The 20,679-nt window shown below is 72.8% G+C and carries 20 protein-coding genes; 11 read left to right on the top strand and 9 right to left on the bottom strand.

Going from position 1 to position 20,679, the window contains the following annotated elements; all coding sequences use genetic code 11:
- The first annotated feature begins 211 nt into the window (after nucleotides 1-211).
- The 5 genes from BXA11_RS19805 to BXA11_RS19785 all read left to right on the top strand — a co-directional run bounded on the left by BXA11_RS19805 (nucleotide 212) and on the right by BXA11_RS19785 (nucleotide 5,338).
- Nucleotides 212-1,744, top strand: a complete 1,533-nt coding sequence (locus BXA11_RS19805) for an LCP family protein (RefSeq protein WP_076436616.1) — start codon at nucleotides 212-214, stop codon at nucleotides 1,742-1,744.
- 176 nt (nucleotides 1,745-1,920) lie between these two features.
- Entirely contained in the window at nucleotides 1,921-3,282 is a 1,362-nt protein-coding gene (locus BXA11_RS19800) for a S8 family peptidase (protein ID WP_076436614.1), read from the top strand.
- A 79-nt stretch (nucleotides 3,283-3,361) separates the two neighbouring features.
- Nucleotides 3,362-3,613 (top strand): hypothetical protein, encoded by a 252-nt coding sequence (locus BXA11_RS19795; protein ID WP_231513803.1) that lies wholly within the window; start codon nucleotides 3,362-3,364, stop codon nucleotides 3,611-3,613.
- Entirely contained in the window at nucleotides 3,610-4,176 is a 567-nt protein-coding gene (locus tag BXA11_RS19790; RefSeq protein WP_076436612.1) for a P-loop nucleotide/nucleoside kinase family protein, read from the top strand. Before BXA11_RS19795 ends, BXA11_RS19790 begins: the two co-directional genes overlap by 4 nt.
- A gap of 199 nt (nucleotides 4,177-4,375) precedes the next feature.
- Nucleotides 4,376-5,338: a zinc-dependent alcohol dehydrogenase family protein gene (locus tag BXA11_RS19785; protein WP_076436609.1), complete on the top strand. Its 963-nt coding sequence runs from the start codon at nucleotides 4,376-4,378 to the stop codon at nucleotides 5,336-5,338.
- Nucleotides 5,339-5,362: 24 nt separating this feature from the next.
- On the opposite strand, the gene BXA11_RS19780 is transcribed toward BXA11_RS19785, so the two are convergent.
- On the bottom strand, nucleotides 5,363-5,959 hold the full coding sequence (locus tag BXA11_RS19780; RefSeq protein ID WP_076436607.1) for an HD domain-containing protein: 597 nt from the start codon (nucleotides 5,957-5,959) through the stop codon (nucleotides 5,363-5,365).
- A gap of 52 nt (nucleotides 5,960-6,011) precedes the next feature.
- Nucleotides 6,012-6,776 (bottom strand): ion transporter, encoded by a 765-nt coding sequence (locus BXA11_RS19775; RefSeq protein ID WP_076436605.1) that lies wholly within the window; start codon nucleotides 6,774-6,776, stop codon nucleotides 6,012-6,014.
- Nucleotides 6,777-6,942: 166 nt separating this feature from the next.
- On the opposite strand from BXA11_RS19775, the gene BXA11_RS19770 reads away from it, so the two are divergent.
- Nucleotides 6,943-8,814 carry a serine/threonine-protein kinase gene (locus BXA11_RS19770; protein ID WP_083744405.1) on the top strand — a complete coding sequence of 624 codons (1,872 nt, stop codon included), beginning with the start codon at nucleotides 6,943-6,945 and terminating at the stop codon, nucleotides 8,812-8,814.
- On the opposite strand, the gene BXA11_RS19765 is transcribed toward BXA11_RS19770, so the two are convergent.
- Nucleotides 8,756-9,241 carry a DoxX family protein gene (locus tag BXA11_RS19765; RefSeq protein WP_083744404.1) on the bottom strand — a complete coding sequence of 162 codons (486 nt, stop codon included), beginning with the start codon at nucleotides 9,239-9,241 and terminating at the stop codon, nucleotides 8,756-8,758. The genes BXA11_RS19770 and BXA11_RS19765 overlap by 59 nt on opposite strands.
- A gap of 74 nt (nucleotides 9,242-9,315) precedes the next feature.
- On the opposite strand from BXA11_RS19765, the gene BXA11_RS19760 reads away from it, so the two are divergent.
- Nucleotides 9,316-10,215: a sigma-70 family RNA polymerase sigma factor gene (locus BXA11_RS19760; RefSeq protein WP_076436601.1), complete on the top strand. Its 900-nt coding sequence runs from the start codon at nucleotides 9,316-9,318 to the stop codon at nucleotides 10,213-10,215.
- Between the two features lie 79 nt (nucleotides 10,216-10,294).
- The gene (locus BXA11_RS19755) at nucleotides 10,295-10,963 is read left to right on the top strand and encodes a helix-turn-helix domain-containing protein (protein ID WP_076436598.1); all 669 of its coding nucleotides are present in this window, start codon (nucleotides 10,295-10,297) and stop codon (nucleotides 10,961-10,963) included.
- A gap of 77 nt (nucleotides 10,964-11,040) precedes the next feature.
- Here BXA11_RS19755 and BXA11_RS19750 read toward each other — a convergent pair whose 3' ends face one another.
- From BXA11_RS19750 to BXA11_RS19740, 3 genes are all read right to left on the bottom strand, one after another.
- The gene (locus tag BXA11_RS19750) at nucleotides 11,041-11,400 is read right to left on the bottom strand and encodes a hypothetical protein (RefSeq protein WP_076436596.1); all 360 of its coding nucleotides are present in this window, start codon (nucleotides 11,398-11,400) and stop codon (nucleotides 11,041-11,043) included.
- Between the two features lie 60 nt (nucleotides 11,401-11,460).
- On the bottom strand, nucleotides 11,461-11,775 hold the full coding sequence (locus BXA11_RS19745; protein ID WP_076436593.1) for a hypothetical protein: 315 nt from the start codon (nucleotides 11,773-11,775) through the stop codon (nucleotides 11,461-11,463).
- Between the two features lie 218 nt (nucleotides 11,776-11,993).
- On the bottom strand, nucleotides 11,994-13,145 hold the full coding sequence (locus tag BXA11_RS19740; protein WP_030506981.1) for an ROK family transcriptional regulator: 1,152 nt from the start codon (nucleotides 13,143-13,145) through the stop codon (nucleotides 11,994-11,996).
- 256 nt (nucleotides 13,146-13,401) lie between these two features.
- On the opposite strand from BXA11_RS19740, the gene edd reads away from it, so the two are divergent.
- From edd to eda, 3 genes are read left to right on the top strand one after another with little or no spacing between them, the layout of a single operon-like run.
- Nucleotides 13,402-15,249: a phosphogluconate dehydratase gene (gene edd, locus BXA11_RS19735; RefSeq protein ID WP_076436590.1), complete on the top strand. Its 1,848-nt coding sequence runs from the start codon at nucleotides 13,402-13,404 to the stop codon at nucleotides 15,247-15,249.
- Complete coding sequence (locus BXA11_RS19730) at nucleotides 15,246-16,205, top strand: glucokinase (protein ID WP_076436587.1); 960 nt, start codon at nucleotides 15,246-15,248, stop codon at nucleotides 16,203-16,205. Before edd ends, BXA11_RS19730 begins: the two co-directional genes overlap by 4 nt.
- On the top strand, nucleotides 16,202-16,819 hold the full coding sequence (gene eda, locus BXA11_RS19725) for a bifunctional 4-hydroxy-2-oxoglutarate aldolase/2-dehydro-3-deoxy-phosphogluconate aldolase (protein ID WP_030506984.1): 618 nt from the start codon (nucleotides 16,202-16,204) through the stop codon (nucleotides 16,817-16,819). The genes BXA11_RS19730 and eda overlap by 4 nt, the downstream gene beginning before the upstream one ends.
- 168 nt (nucleotides 16,820-16,987) lie before the next feature.
- Here the strand turns inward: eda and BXA11_RS19720 are convergent, their stop codons facing one another.
- From BXA11_RS19720 to BXA11_RS19710, 3 genes are all read right to left on the bottom strand, one after another.
- On the bottom strand, nucleotides 16,988-17,911 hold the full coding sequence (locus BXA11_RS19720; RefSeq protein WP_076436715.1) for a carbohydrate kinase family protein: 924 nt from the start codon (nucleotides 17,909-17,911) through the stop codon (nucleotides 16,988-16,990).
- A 111-nt stretch (nucleotides 17,912-18,022) separates the two neighbouring features.
- Nucleotides 18,023-19,045, bottom strand: coding sequence for a LacI family DNA-binding transcriptional regulator (locus tag BXA11_RS19715; protein WP_030506986.1), 1,023 nt, complete (start codon nucleotides 19,043-19,045; stop codon nucleotides 18,023-18,025).
- Between the two features lie 10 nt (nucleotides 19,046-19,055).
- Nucleotides 19,056-20,672 carry a glycoside hydrolase family 13 protein gene (locus BXA11_RS19710; protein WP_076436585.1) on the bottom strand — a complete coding sequence of 539 codons (1,617 nt, stop codon included), beginning with the start codon at nucleotides 20,670-20,672 and terminating at the stop codon, nucleotides 19,056-19,058.
- Nucleotides 20,673-20,679 lie beyond the last annotated feature (7 nt).

The following is a 20,679-nucleotide window of genomic DNA, read 5'->3' as shown; positions in this document are numbered from 1 at the left end:
AAACGCAGCTCAGCCCGGCGGGAACGCAGCTCGGCCCGGCGGGAACGCAGCTCGGCCCGGTGAGAACGCAGGCCAGCCCGGTGAGAACGCAGCTCAGCCCGGTGGAAACGCAGGCCAGCCCGGCGGCAACCCAGGTCAGCTCGATGGAAACGCGACTCAGCCCGGTGGAGAGGCGGGGTGGCGTGGTGGGAGCGGGGACGGCCAGGCGACCATGGGCCCGCCGCCCGCCGCGGCCCCGCGCGGTGGGCAGCCGCGTTTCGGCACTCCGCTGACCACCGCCTCCCTGATCGGCTGGACGGCACTGTCGGCCGTCCTGCCCGGGGCGGCCCACCTGCGGGCGGGCAACCGCCGCACCGGGATCGCCCTGCTCGCGACGTTCGGCGTCGTGCTGGTCGCCCTGGTGGTCCTGGTCCTGCGTCTGAAGGACAACGCGGGGGTCGCGCTGCGCGGCAGCACGATGACCGCCGTCATGGCCGGGGCCGCCGTGTGCGCGCTCGCCTGGTTCGCGCTCGTCCTCCTGTCTTTCGTCGCCCTGCGCCCGCAGCGCCTGACACAGATGGGGCAGGTGGTGTCGGGCGTCGTCGCGGGCGTCCTGTGCGTGGCCGTGATGGCCCCGTTCGCCTTCACCGCGAACACGATCAGGACGGCCAGCCAGTTACTCGACGACGTCATGGCCCCGGTGGAGGGCTCGACCCCCGTCCCCGTACGCGCCGAGGACCCGTGGAACGGCCGTACGCGTGTGAACTTCCTGCTGATCGGCGGCGACGCGGCGGGCAACCGGGTCGGGGTGCGCACCGACTCGATGACCGTGGCCAGCGTGAACATCGCCACCGGCAACACCGTCCTGTTCAGCCTGCCGCGCAACCTCCAGTACGTCCGCTTCCCCACGACCAGCCCCCTGCGCAAGGTGTTCCCCAACGGGTTCGACGCCGAGGGGCAGGGCCTGCTCAACTCCGTCTGGTACTACGCCGACAACAATCCCCAGGTCATGGGCGGCAAGAACAGGGGCGCGCAGGCGCTGAAGGACGCGATCGGCTACACCCTGGGTCTGCACATCGACTATTACGCGATGGTCGACATGTACGGCTTCGCGGCCCTGATCGACGCGGTCGGCGGGCTGAAGATCCGGGTCGAGAAGGACGTCAAGTGGGGCGGCCACTTCGGCACCGCCGGGACCATCAAGGCCGGCTACCGGACGCTGAACGGCGAGGAGGTGCTCTGGTACGGCCGCTCGCGGGTGGACAGCGACGACTTCTCCCGCATGGCCCGCCAGCGCTGCGTCATCGGCGCGCTCGCCCAGCAGGTCACCCCGGCCACGGTGCTCGCCAACTTCAACAAGATCGCCTCCGCGGCCCGGCACCTGTTCCGCACCGACATCCCCCGCGACCTGCTGGAGCACCTCGTCCCGCTCGGCATGAAGGTGCGCAGCGCCAAGATCACCAGTCTCCAGTTCGTGCCGCCGCTCATCTACACGGGCAACCCGGACTGGGCCAAGATCAGGCGACTGACCAAGGACGCGATCCGCGAGTCGATGTCCGACCGGGGCGCCGTCGCAGCCACCGCATCGCCGATGACGTCCGCCGGATCGGCGGCGTCCGCCGCCCCCTCCGGCTCCCACTCCCCGTCCGCGTCGCCGAGTCCGTCCGCCTCCCGTACGCCGGTCGTCGCCGGGGCGAGCCCCCGCACGACGCCCACCCCGAACGACAAGGCGGCCAAGAGCCTCTCGGACCTGTGCGGCTTCTGACCGAGCGCCGCTGAGCGGGGACTTCCGGACGGCAGGCTGCCGGGCGAGGGCTTCCGGCCGGGCGACACCGGGCCGTTTTTGCGCGAAGGCGTGGACGCAGCCTTCCCGATGCAGCAATGTGGTCACGTAACGTATCCACCCAGTCACTGTCCGCCTAACAACGGAGTGGACTCGTCGTGCGCGTACTCATCCAGTTGCGTCCGTCCCCCGACCTGGTCGCCGCCGTCGCCGACCCGTCGGTCCCCTCGATGACGTCGGACGTGGCCGACGGCCTGCCCGGGGTGGTCCTCGACCACTCGTACGCCCCCGTGGCCGTACCCCGTCCGATGCCCGCGTCCCCCGGCGGCGACCCGCTGTCGCTCAACCAGCCGCTGGTCTTCTCCATGGCGCCCCAGGACGCCTCGGTCGTGGTCCGCGGGGAGATCGCCGACGACGAGGTCACCAGCAGGGTCGCCCTCCTGTCCGCGGCCCGCCGCGACGTGGTCGCGGTGTACGCCGACCCGGCGATCGAGACCACGCTCACCTGCGGGGGCGACCCCGCCGTGGGCGACTGGCACGACGTCGAACGGCTGCTGCGCGTGCCCGACCTGACGGCCGAGGGGCTGGACGGCTCCGGCGTCCGCCTCGCGGTCGTCGACACCGGCATCAACGCGGCGTACGTCAAGGCCACCCGCGGGCACGACGTGACAGTGGATCACGAGCGGAGCTGGAACCCCGAGGGCGTCTCCGGAACCCCGGGGGACTTCCCGGTCGACCACGGCACGATGTGCGCCTTCGACGCGCTCATCGCCGCGCCCAAGGCGTCGCTGCTGGACGTGCCCGTGCTGCTGTCGCGGCGGCAGGGCGGCTCGACGCTCGACGGCCTGTTGTCCGACGCCATCGCCGCGTACGCCCACCTGCGCGATGTCCTCGACGCCCAGCCCGCCGAGTCGCGGGCGCTCGTGGTGACCAACAGCTGGGGGTCGTTCTCCCCGCGCTGGGACTTCCCGCCCGGGCACCCGGGCAACTACTCCGACAACCCGGCCCATCCGTTCAACCTGATCGTCGGCAGCCTGGCCGAGGCGGGGGCGGACATCCTGTTCGCCGCGGGCAACTGCGGGACGCAGTGCCGCGACGGCAGGTGCGCCTACCCCGACCGGCCCATCGTCGGGGCCAACTCCCATCCCAGCGCGCTGTCGATCGGCGGCATCGACACGGCGGGGACGCGGGTGGGCTACTCCTCGCAGGGCCCCGGGCGGCTGGCCGCGCGCAAGCCGGACGTCTGCGCCTACACGCACTTCGCCGGTTCCGGCGCGCTCGGCGACGGCGAGCCCGACTCGGGCACCTCGGCGGCCTGTCCCGTCGCGGCCGGGCTGGTCGCCGCCGTCCGGTCCCGCTGGCCCTCGACGGTGCTGCCGCCCTCCCAGCTCCGGACGCTGCTCCGCAGGACGGCCGATGATCGCAGTGCCGTAGGGTATGACCACGATTATGGGTACGGCGTGGTGGACGCCGCCGGCATCATCGCCGCGCTGCGCCGCCGCGCCGCGAAGGCGGCCTGAAAGCACAGCGCCGCGAAGGCGGCCTGAAGAGGCCACGCCGTCCGGTGACGAGAACGTCCAGCAGAGGGAGGCGGGGCCGGTGGCCAAGGTGCTCGTCACCGTGCGGCTCGCCGCGCCCGCGACGCTGGAGGGCGCGATGCGGCGGCTCGGCCTCACCGAGGACGAGGTCGACACCGGCTATGGTCTGGTGCCGGTCGATCCCGGCAGGAACCTGTACGTCCTGCGGGTGACGGAGGAGGCCGGGCGGCGCGTCGGCGACTCGGACGCCGGGGCGGCGGACGGCGGGCCCTACTCCGATCCACCCATCGAGCCCTACGGCCCGCCGCGATGACCGCTCCCGTCTGGGTGGTGTCCGGTCCGCCGGGCGCGGGCAAGTCGACCGTCTGCGAGCTGCTGCTGGCCAGCCTCGACCCGGTGCCCGCCCTGCTCGACAAGGACACGATGTACGGCGGCTTCGTCGAGGCCACGCTCGCGGCGTACGGCAGGCCCGCGGGCGAGCGTGAGGGGCCGTGGTACGACGAGCACGTCAAGCGGCACGAGTACGCCGGCATGACGGCGACGGCCAGGGAGATCCGCTCCCACGGCTGCCCGGTGCTGCTCGGCGGGCCCTTCACCTCCCAGGTGCACGACGCGGCGCTCTGGCACGCGTGGGTGGAGGCGCTGGGCGGGCCCGGCGTGCGCCTGGTCTGGATCCGCTCCGACGGCCCGACGCTGCGTGAGCGGCTCGTCCGCCGGGGCCTCGCGAGGGACGGGCAGAAGCTGGAGAGGTTCGCCGAATATCTGCGCGCCATCCGCGTCGACGAGCCGCCCGCCGTGCCGTACGACGAGGTCGACAACCGCCTCGGCGCGCCTGCGCTGGAGGTCCAGATCGACCGGCTGGTGACGAGGGCGTAGGCCGGCGGCTTCGGCCCCTCACAACCGTGCGGAGCGCCGGAACGCGGGATCCGAGGCAAGCGGTCGCCCGCCGTTCTCACTTCGGCCGGCCGGACGGTGGTGGCCGTTACCGTCCGAGGCGTGGAAGCTCCCTGCTTCTCCGGGTGCGGCCCGCCCGCGCGGCGCGCCGCCCCGATCGATTCCAGCGCAGGAGACGACAGTGAAGGCAGTCGCGATCCGGAAGTTCGGACGTCCCGAAGGCTTGGCGGTCATCGACCTCCCCGCCCCGGCCCCGGGCGCCGGGCAGGTGCTGATCGCCGTCGAGGCCATCGGCGTCGGCGGCGTGGACGCCGTGATCCGCAGCGGCACTCTTGCCGCTTACGGCTTCGAGGAGGGTCACATCCCCGGCGGCGAGGTGGCGGGCACCGTGACCGCCGTCGGCGACGGCGTCGACGCGTCGTGGATCGGCCGGCGGGTGTGGGCGTTCACCGGCGTGGGCGGCGGCTACGCCGAACGGGCGATCGCCCCGGTCGAGGAGGTCCTTCCCCTCCCCGCGGACCTGTCCGCCGCCGACGCGGTGACGCTCGGCAGTTCCGGCGTGGTGGCCCACTTCGGCCTTGCCCATGCCCGCTTCGCGCCCGGCGAGTCGGTGCTGGTGCGCGGCGCGGCGGGCAGCATCGGGATCATGACGGTCCAGCTCGCGGCTCGCGGCGGTGCCGGTGCGGTGGCGGTCACCACCTCGTCGGCGGAGCGCGGCGAGCGCCTGCGCGCGCTCGGCGCGACCCACGTGCTGGACCGCGCCGGCGAGGGAGGCGAGGACGCTCCCGCGGGCTACGACGTCGTCATCGACGTCGTCGCCGGTCCGGACCTGCCCTCCTTCTTCGCCAGGCTCAACCCGAACGGCCGGATGGTGGTCGTCGGCGTGGTCGGGGGCCGGCCTCCGGCGGACTTCGGCACGGCGATGATGTCGGCGTTCCGGAAGTCGATGTCCTTCGCCACCTTCAGCGCCGACACCGTGGCCGGACGCGACCGGCGTGCCGTGCGGATCGAGCAGTTCGCCGCGGCGAGTCGCGGCGAACTGCACACGGTGGTGCACGAGGTGCTGCCGCTGGAGCAGGCCGTGCTGGCGCACCGGAAGATGGACGCCGGCGAGGTGTTCGGCAGGATCGTCCTGACCCCGTAGCCCTCGCGGCTCACGCGGTCGCCGTCACACGATCTCGTGCCCGTACGCGGCCGCGAGCGGCCGCAGGTCGGGGACCCCGAAGACGGCGCACATCGACGCGAACACCTCGGCCTTGTCGTCGCCGTACCGGCGGACATGGGCCGCGTAGGCCTCGGCGGTGACGAACCTCGGCGGGTCGCTCTTGCTGTGGAACTTGTCGGCGAACATGACGAGCCGCTCCTCGGCCGACTCCGCGAGATAGTCGCGGGGAGGCAGCGGCAGGCCCTGGCGCAGCACGTCCTCCCTGCTGATCCCCACACCCGTGTGGTGGGAGCAGAACCGGCACAGGCTCTCGGGCAGGCCCTCCCCGCGGAGCAGTTCGTGGCCGAGGATCCCGTGGCGCACGTAACCGGCATGGTCGAGCCGTCCGTCCGCGTCGTAGAGCAGGTAGACGCCGATGTCGTGCAGGAGGCTTCCGGCCCGCACCACGTCGGCGTCGACGTCGAGCCCGGCGTGGTCGGCCAGGCGCAGGGCGATCGCGCAGACGATCTCGCAGTGCGTGTGGACGAGGTCGAACGCTTCCTCCGTGGGCGCGTGTTTCGCGTGCAGAGCGCGGATCTCGGCGTCCGTCGGAAGCCCCATGCGTGGAGTCTAGCAAGCGACGATCATGAGCGAAGGGGCCCGGGCCCGTACGTCAGGAGGGCACCCGTTCGCCCAGGCTCTCGCGCAGGCTCCTGATCTCCTCACGCAGGGCCGACAGCTCGGCGAGCGTCGGGTTGTCGTCCCTGGCCTCCTCCTCCATGGCGCTCACCACGACCGCGATGAAGAGGTTGAGCACGACGAAGGTGCAGACCAGCACGAAGACGACGAAGTAGATCCACGACGAGGGGTGGCTCTCCATCAGCTGGCGGTTGATCTCCGACCAGCCGTCCCCCGTCATGACCTGGAACAGCGTGTACAGCGACGTTGGCAGGTCGCCGAAATACTCGGGCGCGGCGGTGCCGTACAGCTTGGTGCCCATGACGGCGCCGACGTACAGGACGAGGCCGAGCAGGACGACGATCGAGCTCATCCCGGGGATGGCGGTGAGCAGCGCGGAGACCACCCGCCGCAGCGACGGCACCACCGAGATCAGCCGCAGCGCCCGCAGGACGCGCAGAGCCCGCAGCACCGACAGTCCTCCCGCCGTGGGGAGGAACGAGAAGCCGATGATCAGCAGGTCGAAGGCGTTCCAGGTGTCGCGGAGGAACCGCCACCGGTAGACGTACATCTTGGCCAGGATCTCCGCCACGAAAATGTACAGGGCGATGTGGTCGGCGACGTGTAGTTCCGTGCCGTAGCGGGCGGTCGCCTCGGCGGAGGTCTCGACGCCCAGCGTCGCCGCGTTGACGAGGATCACCACGGTGATCACCTGCTGGAACCGCCGCGACTCGATCAGGCGGCGGACACGTTCACGCACGAAAAACTCCTGGGGGACATGGGAGATCGCCACAGAGCCTAGTGCCACCGCCCGGCATGTTCGTTCCCGGTCGCCCGGCCCCGGCGGTGGCCGAACCGATCGAACACCCGGCGCGACACCTGGACGGAGCCGATGCCTTCGCTAGGCTGGACCGTGATCACGATGGATGAGGGGCTGCATGGCCGGGAGTCCGTTACGTGCCGGAGACCCGGAACAGCTGGGTGACTACCGCCTCATAAGCCGCCTGGGTGAAGGCGGCCAGGGAGTGGTGTATCTCGGCGAGACCCCGGCCGGGGAGAAGGTGGCGGTCAAGGTCGTACGGGCGCGGCCGTCCATCGGCGTTCCCGTGTCCTTGGCCAGGGAGCTGGCCGCGGTGCGCCAGGTGGCCGAGTTCTGCACGGCGCGCATCGTCGACGCCAGACTGGACGCCGCCATGCCCTACATCGTGAGCGAGTTCGTCGACGGCCTGTCGCTCCAGCAGGTGATCGAGAACGGTGGCCCGATGAAGGGCGCCGCGCTGCACCGGCTGGCCATCGGCACCATCACCGCCTTGGCGGCCGTCCACGGGGCGGGGGTGGTGCACCGCGACTTCAAGCCGAGCAACGTGCTTGTCGGTCCCGACGGGCCGCGCGTCATCGACTTCGGCATCGCCCGGCTGATCGACGCCTCGGCCACCACCGGTTACGCGGCCGGCACGCCGTCGTATATGGGGCCCGAGCACTTCCGCGGTGACCGGATCGGGCCTCCGGCGGACGTGTTCGCCTGGGCCTCCACCATCACGTACGCGGCCACGGGGGCGCCGCCGTTCGGCAGGGACACTCCCGCGGCGGTCGCCTACCGGATCATGCAGGGCGAACCCGTCCTCGGTGACCTGGCGGGCGGGCTGCGCGACCTGGTGGCGCGCTGCCTGGACAAGGACCCGGCGCGACGGCCGACCGCCCGTGAGGTCCTCCTGAGCCTCCTGGACGACGTGCCGTCCTCCGGAGAGGACGTCGCAGCGCTCCAGATGGGCCGGCAGGCGGCGGCCGGGCAGGCCCCTCGTCTCCTCGCGGCGGAGACGACGAGCGGCGGGCAGCACCGGCTTCCACGCCGGGCTCTGCTCGCCGGCACGGGCGCCGTGGTCGCGGCCCTCGCAGGGACCTGGATCGCGGTCGCCCGCCTACCCGGTCGGACCGCGACCGGCGGCGTTCCGCTGTCGGCGTCGGGGCCGGGGGCATCGCCCGTGCCGATTGCCGCATCCGGCTCCCCCTCCCTCGCCGGGCCTTCGGGCGGGTCCACCGCGAGCAACTCCGCCTCGGCGGCCTCCACGCCCGGCGGGACCGCTTCGCCGTCGGCAGGCCCGGCCCGCACGGCCGAGCCGTCCCCGGTCGCGGCTCCCCGGACGCCGGCGGAGCTGGGCGCGGCGATCGACGCCGCCGCCACGGCCACTCCCTCCGCGAGCTTCACCTGCTCGGGGGCGTTCACCCAGAGTGACACCTACCTGCGGGCCGACGGCCGGTTCACCCATGACCCGGCAGGCCGGTACGACAGCGATTCCTACGAAATGCGCGTCAGCTATCCCGGCAGCGATCGGAAACGCGTCGTCGTCATCGCCGACGACGTCCACCTCCCGCACGGCGAGAAGCTGCCGCTGGATCTCGACCCGCAGGGACAGGCCGCCGACGGGCGCGACAGCGCGGCGGCGGGCGCCGCGCTCTTCATCCTCGTCGGCTCGATTCCCACGATCCTGACCCTTGTCGGCGCCACCCCGAGGGTCTACCGCTCCGGGAAGGACGGCAGGACGTACTCGGGCGGGGTCCAGGTCGCCGACGCCGGTTACGAACTGCGCCAGTTCCTCGCGAGCTGGATGAGCCCGGCCCGCGGTCTCGACAGGTCCCGCATCTCGTACGTCGTGACTCTGGGCCAGGAGGACCTGCCGGTCAGGTTCGTGTTCACCTGGAAGGCGTCCGTGCCGCAGCTGGGACTGCTCTCGTCGTCCTTCACGACGTCCTACCGAGGGTGGGGCCCGGCCCGGCCGATCGTCGCCCCTGTTCGCTGAACCCTGCTCCCCGAACCCGGCTCCCCGAAGCCGGCATCCGCCCGGGGGGCCGCAGCGCCCAGGACAGCACGGTGAGTGCGGTCAGGACGGCGAGCACCCCCACTTCGCCCACGGCATACCCGGTGGTCAGGTGGGAGACCACGGCCCCGGTGTAGGTGTAGAAGGCGCCCGCATACGCCCACTCCTTGACCAGCGCGCGACGCGGGACGAGCAGGGCGATCGCCCCCAGCACCTTCCAGGTTCCCAGCAGCACCAGGAAGTAGGACGGATAGCCCAGGTGCGTCACCAGGTCGCGGACGTACGGAATCCGCGCGATGTCCCAGACGCCGCCGACCGCCAGTTCGGCCGCCACCGCCGCGGTGGCCGTCCAGTAGCCGGCCGCCCGCACATGTGCGCGGCGCCTGGCGCTGCCCGAAATCGATGCCATGAGATGCTCCTTGTCACATCCGAGCGGGGTCCGGGTTCATCGCCATGAACCCCGGCGGCGGAAGGATGTGACAGATGGACGAGGCCAGGCTGGCCGTGCGCTTCGAGGAGCAGCGGCCCCGTCTGCGGGCGGTCGCCTATCGGATGCTGGGCTCGCACGCGGAGGCGGACGACGCGGTGCAGAACGCGTGGCTGCGTCTCAGCCGCGCCGACACCGCCGAGGTGGCCAACCTCGCCGGGTGGCTGACCACCGTCGTCTCCCGGGAGTGCCTGAACATGCTGCGCGCGCGCCGCAACCGCCGTGAGGAGCCCTTCGCCGGCACCACCACCGAGCCCTTCACCGCCGGGCCCTTCACCGCCGGGCCCTCCAGCGCCAGGCCCTCCGCCGCGGGGCACGACGCCGGAGATCCCGAAGCCGAGGCCCTGCTGGCCGACTCGATCGGTCTCGCGCTGATGGTCGTGCTCGACAGTCTCGCCCCCGCCGAGCGGCTCGCCTTCGTCCTGCACGACGTCTTCGCCGTGCCCTTCGACGAGATCGCCGCCATCCTCGGAAGGTCCCCGGCCGCCACCCGTCAGCTCACCAGCCGCGCGCGCAGACGGGTCGTGGGCGCGACCCCGCCCCGGCAGGTGGACCTCGTCCGTCAGCGGCAGGTCGTCCAGGCCTTCCTCGCCGCGCTGCGGCACGGTGACTTCGACGGGCTCCTCGCCGTGCTCGATCCCGACGTCGTCCTCAGAGACGGCGACGCGGGGCTGGTGCGGGGTGCGCGAGCCGTGGGCGCCCGCGCGCTCGTCTTCTCACGGGCCGCCCGGTTCGTACGGCCCGCGCTGGTGGACGGGAGCGTGGGTCTCGCGATCGTCCCGCAGGGCCGCCTCATCGGGGCGCTCGGTTTCACCTTCGGCCACGACAAGATCACCGCGATCGAGATGATCGGCGATCCCGGACGCCTGCGGCACGTCGGCCTGCTCGTGGGATGACGGACGGAAGGCCCAAGATTCCGGACCTGTCTTTGAAGCCGTCCTTGGCACGTGCCGGAGCCGCCGGGAGAGTCGCGCCATGACACGGACGACACGCGGCACGCATGAGAAGGAGCATCGAAGCCTGGGGACGCTCATCCGGGCCTGGCGGGAGCGGGCGCTGCTGACCCAGGAGCAGCTCGCCGACCTGGCGGGCGTCAACGTCCGCACCATCGGCAGGCTCGAAGGCGACGCCGTGGGGCGCCCCCGTAGCGCGTCGTTGCAGCGGCTGGCCGAGGCGCTGGGCCTGGACGCGTGGGAGCGGGCCGCGCTCGCCGCGGCGGCCCGCCGCATGCCGGCTCGGCGCGGCGCGGCACAGGCCTGCCCCGGCATCCCGCGCCGGGGGGCGCCTGCGCACGCGGCCGGTCCCCCGGGGCGGGCGCAGAGCGGCACCGGCCTGACGGAGCGCGTGAGCGTGCCCGGCGACAGCACCGTGGCCAGGGAGTCCGATCACCGGCTCGTGCGGCGGTTGCCGGAGGCGTGCCTTCTCGTCGATCTGTCGGGCAGGCCGGAGCCCGACGAGGTTCTCCGTCATCTGTTGCGCACGCTCCGCCTGCCTCATATGGAGACCTCGAATCCCGGGGGCTGGGGCCGGCTCTACCGGACGGTCCTGACCGGCCACAGGCTGCTGATCGTGCTCGCGGACGCCGCAGCCGTGAGGGTCGAACCCGCGTGCCGGTGCGGGGCACGCCGGGACACCCCGTGCTGATCGCCGGCCGGCGCCGAAGCGGCGAAGCGCGGCGCCCTTCCGGGGAACGATCGGGAAGGGCGCCGCGGGTCGTGGTCTCAGGCGGCCACGGCACGGCTCGGGAGCGGCTCGTCGCCCCTGCAGACCACGCAGAAGAGCCAGAGCTGGACCGCGACGGTGCTGCCGCCGTCACGGATGTTCCGGCAGTAGGCGCGGTAGTTCCCGGTCACCTCGTACGCGCTGCCCGCGGCCACGCACTTCCCGCACGCGTTGGGCTGGGAGTAGGTGGCTTCCAGGAAGGAGCCCGACGGGGGAAGCGAGGTCGAGCAGCTCACGGCGGGCGCGAGGCCGGCCGTGGAAGGTTCCGCCCACACCGGGGCCACGCTCGCGATTCCGCCCGCCATCAGCGCGAGTGCCGCGCCCAGTCCTATGGCCGTCTTCGTGAAGCGCACGGTCATGATGCGTTCCTTTCGATAGCGTCCGTTGGGCGTGACCGGCGACACCGGTCGTCGCGGCGGTCAGCGGTCCGCGGAGCCGGCGCCGGCTGAGGCCGCCCACACTCCGTCGGCCCGGTCGCAGGCCTCGGCGGCATGCGCGGCGCTGACGCCGGTCTCCCTGAGCACGTCGTAGCAGAACACGTAGCCGCCGATCTCGCCGCTGGCGGCCCGCTCGCACGCCATCCGCTTCGCCGTCGTCTCCGGGTAACCCGCACCGGCGAGGTAGGAGAGACAGTCACTGGGGGACGCCTGGGCGGGCGACGCGACGAGGACCGCCGACGCGGTCGCCGCCACGGCGGCAGCCACCGTCGTGGCCGCTCGGAGCCGTCTGAACATGCGAGTCTTTCCCTTCTGCCGGGCCGTTCCGGGGGAACCGCATGGTGCGGCCTTCACGGCGGCATCGGAGCGCGGACGAAACAGCGGCGCCCCTGCCGCGGATCGACGGTCACGCACCGGTCGTGGGATCCACTCTCCTGGCCGCCTACGTCGCGGACCAGGGCGTTCACCCGGCATTCGCCGGGCATTCGCGGCATGCCCGGCCGCCCGTGGGACTTCTAGCGGGCGGCGGCGTCGACGGCCTGGGCCGACAGGACGTGGTCGAGGACCATGAGGGCGCAGCCGGTGATGCCCGCGCCGGGCCCGAGGCGGCTGCGCTCGATGCGCAGGCTGCGGGTGGCGAGCTGCGTCGAGCGCCGGTAGACGACCTCGCGCACGCCCGACACCAGCGGCTGGAACATCTCGGCGACGTCGCCGCCGAGGACCACGACGGCGGGGTTGAGCAGGTTGACCGCGCCGGAGATGACCTCGCCCAGCCAGCGGCCGGCCTGCCGCACCACGGCCATGGTCTCCGCGTCGCCGGCCCGGACCAGGGCGGTCACGTCGGCCAGCGACATCACGTCGCGGCCCTTGGCCCGCAGCTCGCGCAGGATCGCGGTGCCGCTGGCGACCGAGTCGACGCAGTCGAGGTTGCCGCAGCGGCACAGCACTCCGCCGCCGTCCCGCACGGGGATGTGCCCGATCTCCCCGGCCGCGCCGAGCGCGCCGCGCAGGATCCCGCCGCCGGAGATGACCCCCGCGCCGATCCGGGTGGAGACCTTAACGAACAGCAGGTCGTCGAGTTCCGAGGCGTAGACGACCCGGTGCTCGCCCATCGCGATGACGTTCACGTCGTTGTCCACGAGCACCGGCACGCGGAACCGCTCGGCGATGATCGGCGGGATCACCACGCCGGTCCAGCTCGCCATCACGCGGGCGCTCTCGACCCGTCCGGCGGCGAACTCCACGGTCGCCGGCACGCCGAGGCCGATGCCGACGACGTCGTCCCGCCCGTCGAGCAGCTTCTCCCAGGTGTCCATGAGCAGGGGCAGGACGACGCCCGGCCCCTCTTCGACGTCGATGTCCAGGTCGGTGCGCTGCAGCACCTCGCCCGCGAGATCGCACAGCGCGATCTGGGTACGGCGGGCGCCGAGCGAGGCCACCGGGACGACTCCCCCGGAGGTGGCGAAGCGCAGCCGTACGGGTGGGCGGCCCCCGGTGGACGGCCCCTCGGCGTCCTCCACGATCAGCCCGCGCTGGAGCAGGTCGGCGACGCGGTGCGCGACGGCCGGGCGGGACAGGCCCGTCACACGGCCGATGTCGGCACGCGTCACCGCCTCCCCGCTCCGGATGAGCTGGAGGACCTCGCCGGGGGTGGCTAAACGTGACATCGAGCGTAAGTGAAGCACAGAAGCTCACCTAAGTTCAATGACTTATTCATTCCAAGTTACAAAAGTGGGCTTGAAAAGTCGCATAACTTCCCGATACTGTCCCTTCCGTGCCCGATCGACCCCTGGTGCCCGATCAACTGGTGCCCGATCAACGAATCGGGGGCCGGACGCGCCGACGGGCACACGTCCCGGGACGAAGGCCCCGGGGCGAGTTGGACCCCGCCTCGCGGCGGCCCCGGCAGGAGGAGGACCTTCCGTGACGCACCCCGTTATCAGCGAGGTCACCGAGCGCGTGGTCGCGCGAAGCCGCGAGAGCCGCGGGGCCTACCTGGAGCGGGTGCGCCGCGCCGGGGCCGAACTGCGTGAGCGGGGGCCGGCCCGGGGGCGGCTCGGCTGCGCCAACCTGGCCCACGGCTTCGCCGCCGCGCCCGCCGAGGACAAGCTCGGCCTGCGCGGTACGGCGAAGCCGGGGGTGGCCATCGTGACGTCGTACAACGACATGCTGTCGGCGCACCAGCCGTACGAGACCTACCCGCCGGAGCTGAAGCGGGCGGTCCGCGAGGCGGGCGGCGTGGCGCAGGTGGCGGGCGGCGTGCCCGCGATGTGCGACGGCGTCACCCAGGGCCGGGCCGGCATGGAGCTGTCGCTCTACAGCCGCGACGTGATCGCCATGGCGACCGCGATCGCGCTGTCGCACGACATGTTCGACGCCTCCCTGCTGCTCGGGGTCTGCGACAAGATCGTCCCGGGGCTGCTCATCGGCGCCTTACGCTTCGGTCACCTGCCGGCGATATTCGTCCCCGCCGGGCCCATGACCTCGGGCCTGCCCAACAAGGTCAAGGCCAGGGCGCGGCAGGCCTTCGCCGAAGGCAAGATCGGCCGCGCGGAGATGCTCGACGCCGAGGCGGCGTCGTACCACTCCCCCGGCACCTGCACGTTCTACGGCACCGCCAACTCCAACCAGCTCCTCATGGAGGTCATGGGCCTCCATCTGCCGGGCGCGACGTTCGTCAACCCGCACACCGAGCTGCGGCACGCGCTGACCGCCGCGGCGGCGCGGCGGGCGGTCGAGATCACCCCGCACGGCGCGGAGTACACGCCCGTCGCCGAGGTCGTGGACGAGAAGGCGATCGTCAACGCGGTCGTCGCGCTGCTCGCCTCCGGCGGCTCCACCAACCACACGATGCACCTCGTCGCCATGGCGGCGGCCGCCGGCATCGAGCTGACCTGGGACGACATGGCGGCTCTGTCCAAGGTCGTGCCGCTGATCACCCGCATGTACCCCAACGGCCAGGCGGACGTGAACCACTTCCAGGCCGCGGGCGGCATGGCGGTGTTCATCGGCGACCTGCTGGACGCCGGGCTGCTCCACGCGGACGTCCTGACGGTCGCCGGGCGCGGCCTCGGCCTCTACCGCTCTGCCCCCGTGCTGAAGGAGGGCGCGGCGCTCAAGGAGGGCGTGCTGGCGTGGGAGGAGCGGACGGAGCCCAGCACCGACACCGAGGTCCTGCGGCCGGTCGCCGAGCCGTTCTCCCCCGACGGGGGCATCCACATGCTGTCGGGCGATCTGGGCCGGGCGGTGAGCAAGGTCTCCGCCGTCAAGCCCGAGCACCTGGTGATCGAGGCCCCCGCCAAGGTGTTCGACGACCAGCTCGACCTGCTCGCCGCGTTCGAGCGGGGCGAGCTCGACGGGCAGGACTTCGTCGCGGTCGTCCGCTACCAGGGCCCCCGGGCCAACGGCATGCCGGAGCTGCACAAGCTCACGCCGCCGCTGGCCGTCCTGCTCGACCGCGGCCAGAAGGTGGCCATCGTCACCGACGGCCGCATGTCCGGCGCCTCGGGGAAGGTCCCCGCGGCGATCCACCTGTCCCCCGAGGCCGCCGACGGCGGGCCGATCGCGCTGCTGCGCGACGGCGACGTGATCCGCCTCGACTCGGCCGCGGGGACCCTCACCGTGCTCGCCGACCTCACCGGCCGTACGCCGGGGGGCGCCCCGCTGACCGACGAGCAGTGGGCCGGCACCGGTCGCGAGCTGTTCGCCTCATTCCGCCGCACGGTCGGCCCGGCCGAGCGCGGGGCGAGCGTCTTCGGAGGTGCCGCGTGAGCCTTCCCTGGCTGGTCGCGGACATCGGCGGAACCAACGCCAGGTTCGGTTTGGTGGCCCGGCCCGGAGGGCAGCCGGAGGCGGTAGCCGTACTCGACGTTTCCCAGCATCTCGGCCTTGCCGATGCCGTAGCCGCCTATCTCGCAGACCATGCGGGCGGAGTTCGGCCGGGGGCCGCGTGCCTGGCGATCGCCGGTCCGGTCGACGACGACCGATACCGGCTGACGAACGCGGGATGGTCCGGGTCCGTGAAGGATCTCGGCATCCCGCGTACGGTGCTCCTCAACGACTTCGAGGCGCTGGCGATCTCGCTCCCGCACCTGGCCGGGGACGACCTCGTGCCCCTCGGCGGCCCGCCGCCGACCGCCGGCCTGACGAAGGTCGTGCTCGGACCCGGCACCGGGCTCGGAGTGGCCGGTCTCGTGCCCGTACGGGAGGGCTGGCAGCCGGTGCCCGGCGAGGGCGGGCACGTGGCGGTTCCCGCCGTCACGGACCTGGAGATGGAGATCGTCCGGGCGCTGCGCGCGGACGGCCTGCCGTACGTGGACGCCGAGCACCTGTTGTCGGGCACCGGGCTGCCCCGTCTGCACCGCGGGCTCGCGCTCGTGCGCGGCGTCACGCCCGAGGCCCGCACGGCCGCGAAGATCACCTCTTCCGACGACCCGCTGTGCGCGGAGACCGTGGAGGTCTTCCTCGCCATGCTCGGCGGCTTCGCGGGCGGCGTGGCGCTCACCTTCGGCGCGCGGGGCGGGGTCTACCTGGGCGGCGGCGTGCTGCCCCGCCTGGTCTCGCGGATCCCCGGCAGCGCGTTCCGGGCCCGGTTCGAGACGACCGCGCCGGCGCTGACGGAGTACGCCGCCGCGATCGCCACCGTCCTGATCACCGCCGAGCAGCCCGCGCTGACGGGTGCGGCCGCCTGGCTCGCCCAACAAAACCCCGATGTGGAGCTGGTATGAGCAACCTTCTCGACCTCGCGCCGGTCGTTCCCGTGGTCGTCCTCGACGACGCCGAGAGCGCCGTCCCCCTCGCCCGGGCCCTGGTCGCGGGCGGGCTGCCGGTCATCGAGGTCACGCTGCGCACCCCGGCCGCCCTCGACGCGATCCGGCGGATCGCCGCCGAGGTGCCGGAGGCCGTCGTCGGCGCGGGCACCGTGCGCTCGCCCGGGGACGTGGAGGCCGCGGCCGGGGCCGGCGCCCGCTTCCTCGTCTCCCCCGGCACCACGCCCGGCCTGCTCGCGGCCATGCTCGCCGCGGGCGTGCCGTTCCTGCCGGGCGTCGCCACGGCCACCGAGGCGATGACGCTGGCCGAGCGCGGTGTGCGCGAGCTCAAGTTCTTCCCGGCCGAGCCGGCCGGCGGCGTCGCGTACCTCAAGTCGCTGAGCGGCCCGCTGCCCGACGTGCGGTTCTGCCCCACGGGCGGGATCACCCCGTCGAACGCGCCGGCCTACCTCGCCCTGCCGAACGTCGGCTGCGTCGGCGGAAGCTGGCTCACGCCGCGCAGCCTGGTCGCGGCGGGCGACTTCGCCAGGATCGAGAAGCTCGCGTCCGAGGCCGCCGCGCTGCGTCCCTGAGCGCCGCGTCCCTGGGGCTCCCTCAGCTCGCCGGTCCGTCCTTCCTCCCTCGGCGGAGCCGGTGGCCATGCTCGTGTCCGCGACCCGGAGGCGTCCATGGGTGCCGGGCCCGCGACCGCTCACCGGCGGTGGCGGGCCCGGCGTCGTCTCACAGCACCGGCCCCGATCTCACGACACCGTGCTCAACAGGGTGTCCAGGCCGATCGGGTCCTCGTGGGTGCCCTCGCTGGTGCACGCGTGCGCCCCGGCCACGGCGCCCAGCCGTACGCACTCCTCCAGGGGCCGGCCGGCCAGGCGGCCGTACAGGAAACCGGACACGAACGCGTCGCCCGCGCCGTTGCTGTCGGCCACAGGCCCATGATTCGGCACGGGCAGCGGCTCGGCCGGGAAGCTGCGGACCTTGCCTTCGGCCAGCACGTGGCAGCCCTCGGCCCCGGCCGTGCACACGACGGCCGACGCCCGGCCCCGCTCCGCGATCGACCGCATGACCTCCTCCCGCCGCCCGCCGAGCTTCACCGCGGACAGGAAGACCAGGTCGGAGGAGTAGGCGAAGTCCTCGTGGTGCGGGTTCTCCCCGTCCCAGTCGTGCAGGTCGGTCGAGACCGTCGTGCCGTCCGGGATGTCGGCGTACACGTGCCGGGCGAAGTCCATGATCGAGACGTGGACGTGCCGGGCCGACCGGAGGGCGGGCAGGTAGAGATCGCGCGGCATCCGCTGGCCGGGGACGGCCCGGGGGTCGAAGAGCGACAGCCGCCTGCCGCCGGCGTCCACCAGCAGGACGCTGCGGCGAGTGCCCGCCTCCGACACCGCGTGGGAGAAGTCCACACCCCGGGCGGCGAGGTGGTCCCTGATCAGCGCGCCCTGCGGGTCGTCGCCGATCAGGTCGACGAACTTCACCCGCAGGCCGAGAGCGTGGCAGCCGAGGGCGACCCCCGCGCCGGTGTTGCCGATGCGGTCCACCACGGGCGGCACGGCGTAGGTGTCGGCGTACGGCAGGGGCAGCTCCGGCACGTAGACGGTGGTGTCGACGCCGGCGCCGCCGACGACGAGAACGTCGAGTGCATGATCAGGAAGGGCGTCGTTCGAGGTCACGCCGGGCTCCACGGGGTTGGTGCATGATCACGGAGGGTGGACGCGCAGGTGAGCGGCCCTCCGTGCGACAAACTGCAAGATCACGGGGTGGGAGTGGTGGGGGTGGTGGGGTCAGCGGTTGACCAGCGGGCCTGAGCTGGTGGAGCCACGCACCACGAGCTCGGGCTGGTAGACCAGCTCGACGTGCTTGGCGGGAGTGCCGCCGATCTCCTCCAGCAGGGTCTCGACGGCGGCGGCCGCCATCGCGCCGATCGGCTTGCGGACGGTCGTGAGCGGCGGGTCGGTGAACGCCATCAGCGGCGAGTCGTCGAACCCGACGACCGACACGTCCCCGGGCACCGACAGCCCGCGCTCGCGGGCGGCGCGGATCGCGCCGAGCGCCATGAGGTCGCTCGCGCAGAAGATCCCGGTGCAGCCACGGTCGAGCAGCGCCGAGGCGGCGGCCTGCCCGCCCTCGACGGAGAACAGCGAGTGCTGGATGAGGTCGTCGGCGTCGGCCGGGCCGAGCAGTTGCGCCATCGCCTGGCGGAAGCCCTCGATCTTGCGGATGACCGGGACGAAGCGCCGCTGCCCCAGCGCGAGGCCGATGCGCTCGTGCCCGAGGTCCACCAGGTGCTGGACGGCCAGGCGCGCGGCGAGCCGGTCGTCGGGCGAGATGAACGGCGCGGGGATGGCCTCGTTGTAGCCGTCCACGAACACGATCGGCAGCCCCCGGTCGGTGAGCCGGGTGTATCGGTCCATTCGCGCGGTGGTGTCGGCGTGCAGGCCGGAGACGAAGACGATGCCGGACACGCCCCGGTCGAGGAGCATCTCGGTGAACTCGTCCTCGGGGGCGCCGCCGGGCTCCTGGGTGCACAGGATCGGTGTGTAGCCGTGCTGGATCAGCGACTTCTCCATCGCCTGCGCGAACGCAGGGAAGATCGGGTTGCCGAGCTCCGGGATCACCAGGCCGATCAGGCCGTTGCTGCGCTGGCGCAGCCGCTGGGGGCGCTCGTAGCCCATCAGGTCGAGGGCGGTGAGCACGGCCTGGCGGGTGGCCGGGGAGACCCCCGCCTTGCCGTTGAGCACACGGCTCACCGTCGCCTCGCTGACTCCGGCCTGGGCGGCGATGTCGGCGAGCCGTGTGTTGTTCATGAGCTTTACTTTAGACATCTCTCGCGGTCCACCAGGTGGCGGAGTCGGGGGCGATCCGGACGACGCCGCCGGCGGTCTCCGGTCCCCCGCTGGCGAGCAGCAGGTCACCGTGCCCCGGCCCGATCTCCACCCACTCGGGCGTCATGTTGAGGACGCAGGCGAACGCGTCGCCGCGCCGGAACGCGAGCGTGCCGGCCGGGCTGTCGAGCCAGGTCAGCGTGCCGTCGCCCAGTTCCGGGTGCTCCCGCCTGAGGGCGAGGGCGGTCCGGTAGAGGCTGAGCATCGACGCGCCGTCCCGCAGCTGCGCCTCCACCGACAGGCCGCGCCAGTCCGGCGGCATCGGCAGCCAGCTCTCGTAGCTGCCCGGCGGGGTGAAGCCGTACGGCGGCTCGCCCGCGGTGGTCCACGGGAGCGGCACCCGGCAGCCGTCGCGCCCACTGTCGGGGTCGCGCAGCCGCTGCGGATCCTGCAGATACTGCTCGGGCAGGTCGAGGACCTCGGGCAGCCCCAGCTCCTCGCCCTGGTAGATGTAGGCCGAGCCGGGCAGCGCCAGCATGAGCAGCGCCGCCGCCCGCGCCCTGCGCAGGCCGCGCTCGCCGTCGCCGTAGCGGGTGACGTGCCGCTTGACGTCGTGGTTCGACAGCACCCAGGTCGGGGGCGCGCCCACCAGCGCCGACGTGCGTACGGACTCGTCGATGACCTCCCTGAAGCGCGCCGCGTCCCAGGGCGTCTTGAGGAAGTGGAAGTTGAACGCCTGGTGCAGCTCGTCGGGGCGGACGTAGTTGGCCAGCCGCTCGGGCGAGGGCGCCCACGCCTCGGCCACCCCGATCCGCTCGCCCTCGTAGGAGTCGAGGATGCGGCGCCAGGCCCGGTGGATCTCGTGCACGCCGTCCTGGTCGAAGAACGGCACGACCTGCGTGCCGATCATCTCGGCCTGGCCCCGGGCGCCCACGTCGGGCAGGCCCGGCGCCTTGACCATGCCGTGCGCCACGTCGATCCGGAAGCCGTCCACGCCGAGGTCGAGCCAGAACCGCAGCACGCCGGCGAACTCCTCGTGCACCTCCGGGTGCTCCCAGTTGAGGTCCGGCTGCTCGGGCGCGAACAGGTGCAGGTACCACTGGCCGTCCTCGACCCGGGTCCAGGCGGGCCCGCCGAAGATCGACTCCCAGTCGTTGGGCGGCAGCTCGCCCGCCGCGCCCTTGCCCTCGCGGAAGATGTAGCGCTCCCGCTCCGGGCTGCCCGGCCCGGCCCGCAGCGCCGCCTCGAACCAGGGATGGCGGTCGGAGGTGTGGTTGGGCACCACGTCCACGATGATCCGCAGGCCGAGCCGGTGGGCGTCCGCGATCAGCGCCTGGGCGTCCGCCAGCGAGCCGAAGAGCGGATCGACGTCGCGGTAGTCGGCAACGTCGTATCCGAAGTCGGCCATGGGCGAGGGGTAGAACGGCGTCAGCCAGATCGCGTCCACGCCGAGGTCGGACAGGTACCGCAGGCGGCTGCGCACGCCGAGCAGGTCGCCGATCCCGTCGCCGTTGCCGTCCGCGAAGCTGCGGACGTACACCTGGTAGATCACCGCGTCGCGCCACCACCGGGTCGCGACCGCGGACGGCTGGACGGCGAGTTCGGTCATTGGGATC

This window comes from Microbispora rosea, from assembly GCF_900156315.1.
In the GTDB taxonomy this organism is placed as follows: Bacteria; Actinomycetota; Actinomycetes; order Streptosporangiales; family Streptosporangiaceae; genus Microbispora; species Microbispora rosea.
The sequence above is the reverse complement of the archived record's forward strand: the minus strand, read 5'-3'. Positions and strand labels throughout refer to the sequence as shown.

Excerpts from the sequence above, each read along its gene's own strand:
- BXA11_RS19805 (WP_076436616.1), top strand. The coding sequence starts at position 212 with ATGGGCCCGCCGCCCGCCGCGGCCCCGCGCGGTGGGCAGCCGCGTTTC.
- BXA11_RS19790 (WP_076436612.1), top strand. The coding sequence starts at position 3,610 with ATGACCGCTCCCGTCTGGGTGGTGTCCGGTCCGCCGGGCGCGGGCAAG.
- BXA11_RS19780 (WP_076436607.1), bottom strand. The coding sequence starts at position 5,959 with ATGGGGCTTCCGACGGACGCCGAGATCCGCGCTCTGCACGCGAAACAC.
- BXA11_RS19770 (WP_083744405.1), top strand. The coding sequence starts at position 6,943 with ATGAGGGGCTGCATGGCCGGGAGTCCGTTACGTGCCGGAGACCCGGAA.
- BXA11_RS19765 (WP_083744404.1), bottom strand. The coding sequence starts at position 9,241 with ATGGCATCGATTTCGGGCAGCGCCAGGCGCCGCGCACATGTGCGGGCG.
- BXA11_RS19760 (WP_076436601.1), top strand. The coding sequence starts at position 9,316 with ATGGACGAGGCCAGGCTGGCCGTGCGCTTCGAGGAGCAGCGGCCCCGT.
- BXA11_RS19755 (WP_076436598.1), top strand. The coding sequence starts at position 10,295 with ATGACACGGACGACACGCGGCACGCATGAGAAGGAGCATCGAAGCCTG.
- BXA11_RS19750 (WP_076436596.1), bottom strand. The coding sequence starts at position 11,400 with ATGACCGTGCGCTTCACGAAGACGGCCATAGGACTGGGCGCGGCACTC.
- BXA11_RS19745 (WP_076436593.1), bottom strand. The coding sequence starts at position 11,775 with ATGTTCAGACGGCTCCGAGCGGCCACGACGGTGGCTGCCGCCGTGGCG.
- BXA11_RS19740 (WP_030506981.1), bottom strand. The coding sequence starts at position 13,145 with ATGTCACGTTTAGCCACCCCCGGCGAGGTCCTCCAGCTCATCCGGAGC.
- eda (WP_030506984.1), top strand. The coding sequence starts at position 16,202 with ATGAGCAACCTTCTCGACCTCGCGCCGGTCGTTCCCGTGGTCGTCCTC.
- BXA11_RS19715 (WP_030506986.1), bottom strand. The coding sequence starts at position 19,045 with ATGAACAACACACGGCTCGCCGACATCGCCGCCCAGGCCGGAGTCAGC.
- BXA11_RS19710 (WP_076436585.1), bottom strand. The coding sequence starts at position 20,672 with ATGACCGAACTCGCCGTCCAGCCGTCCGCGGTCGCGACCCGGTGGTGG.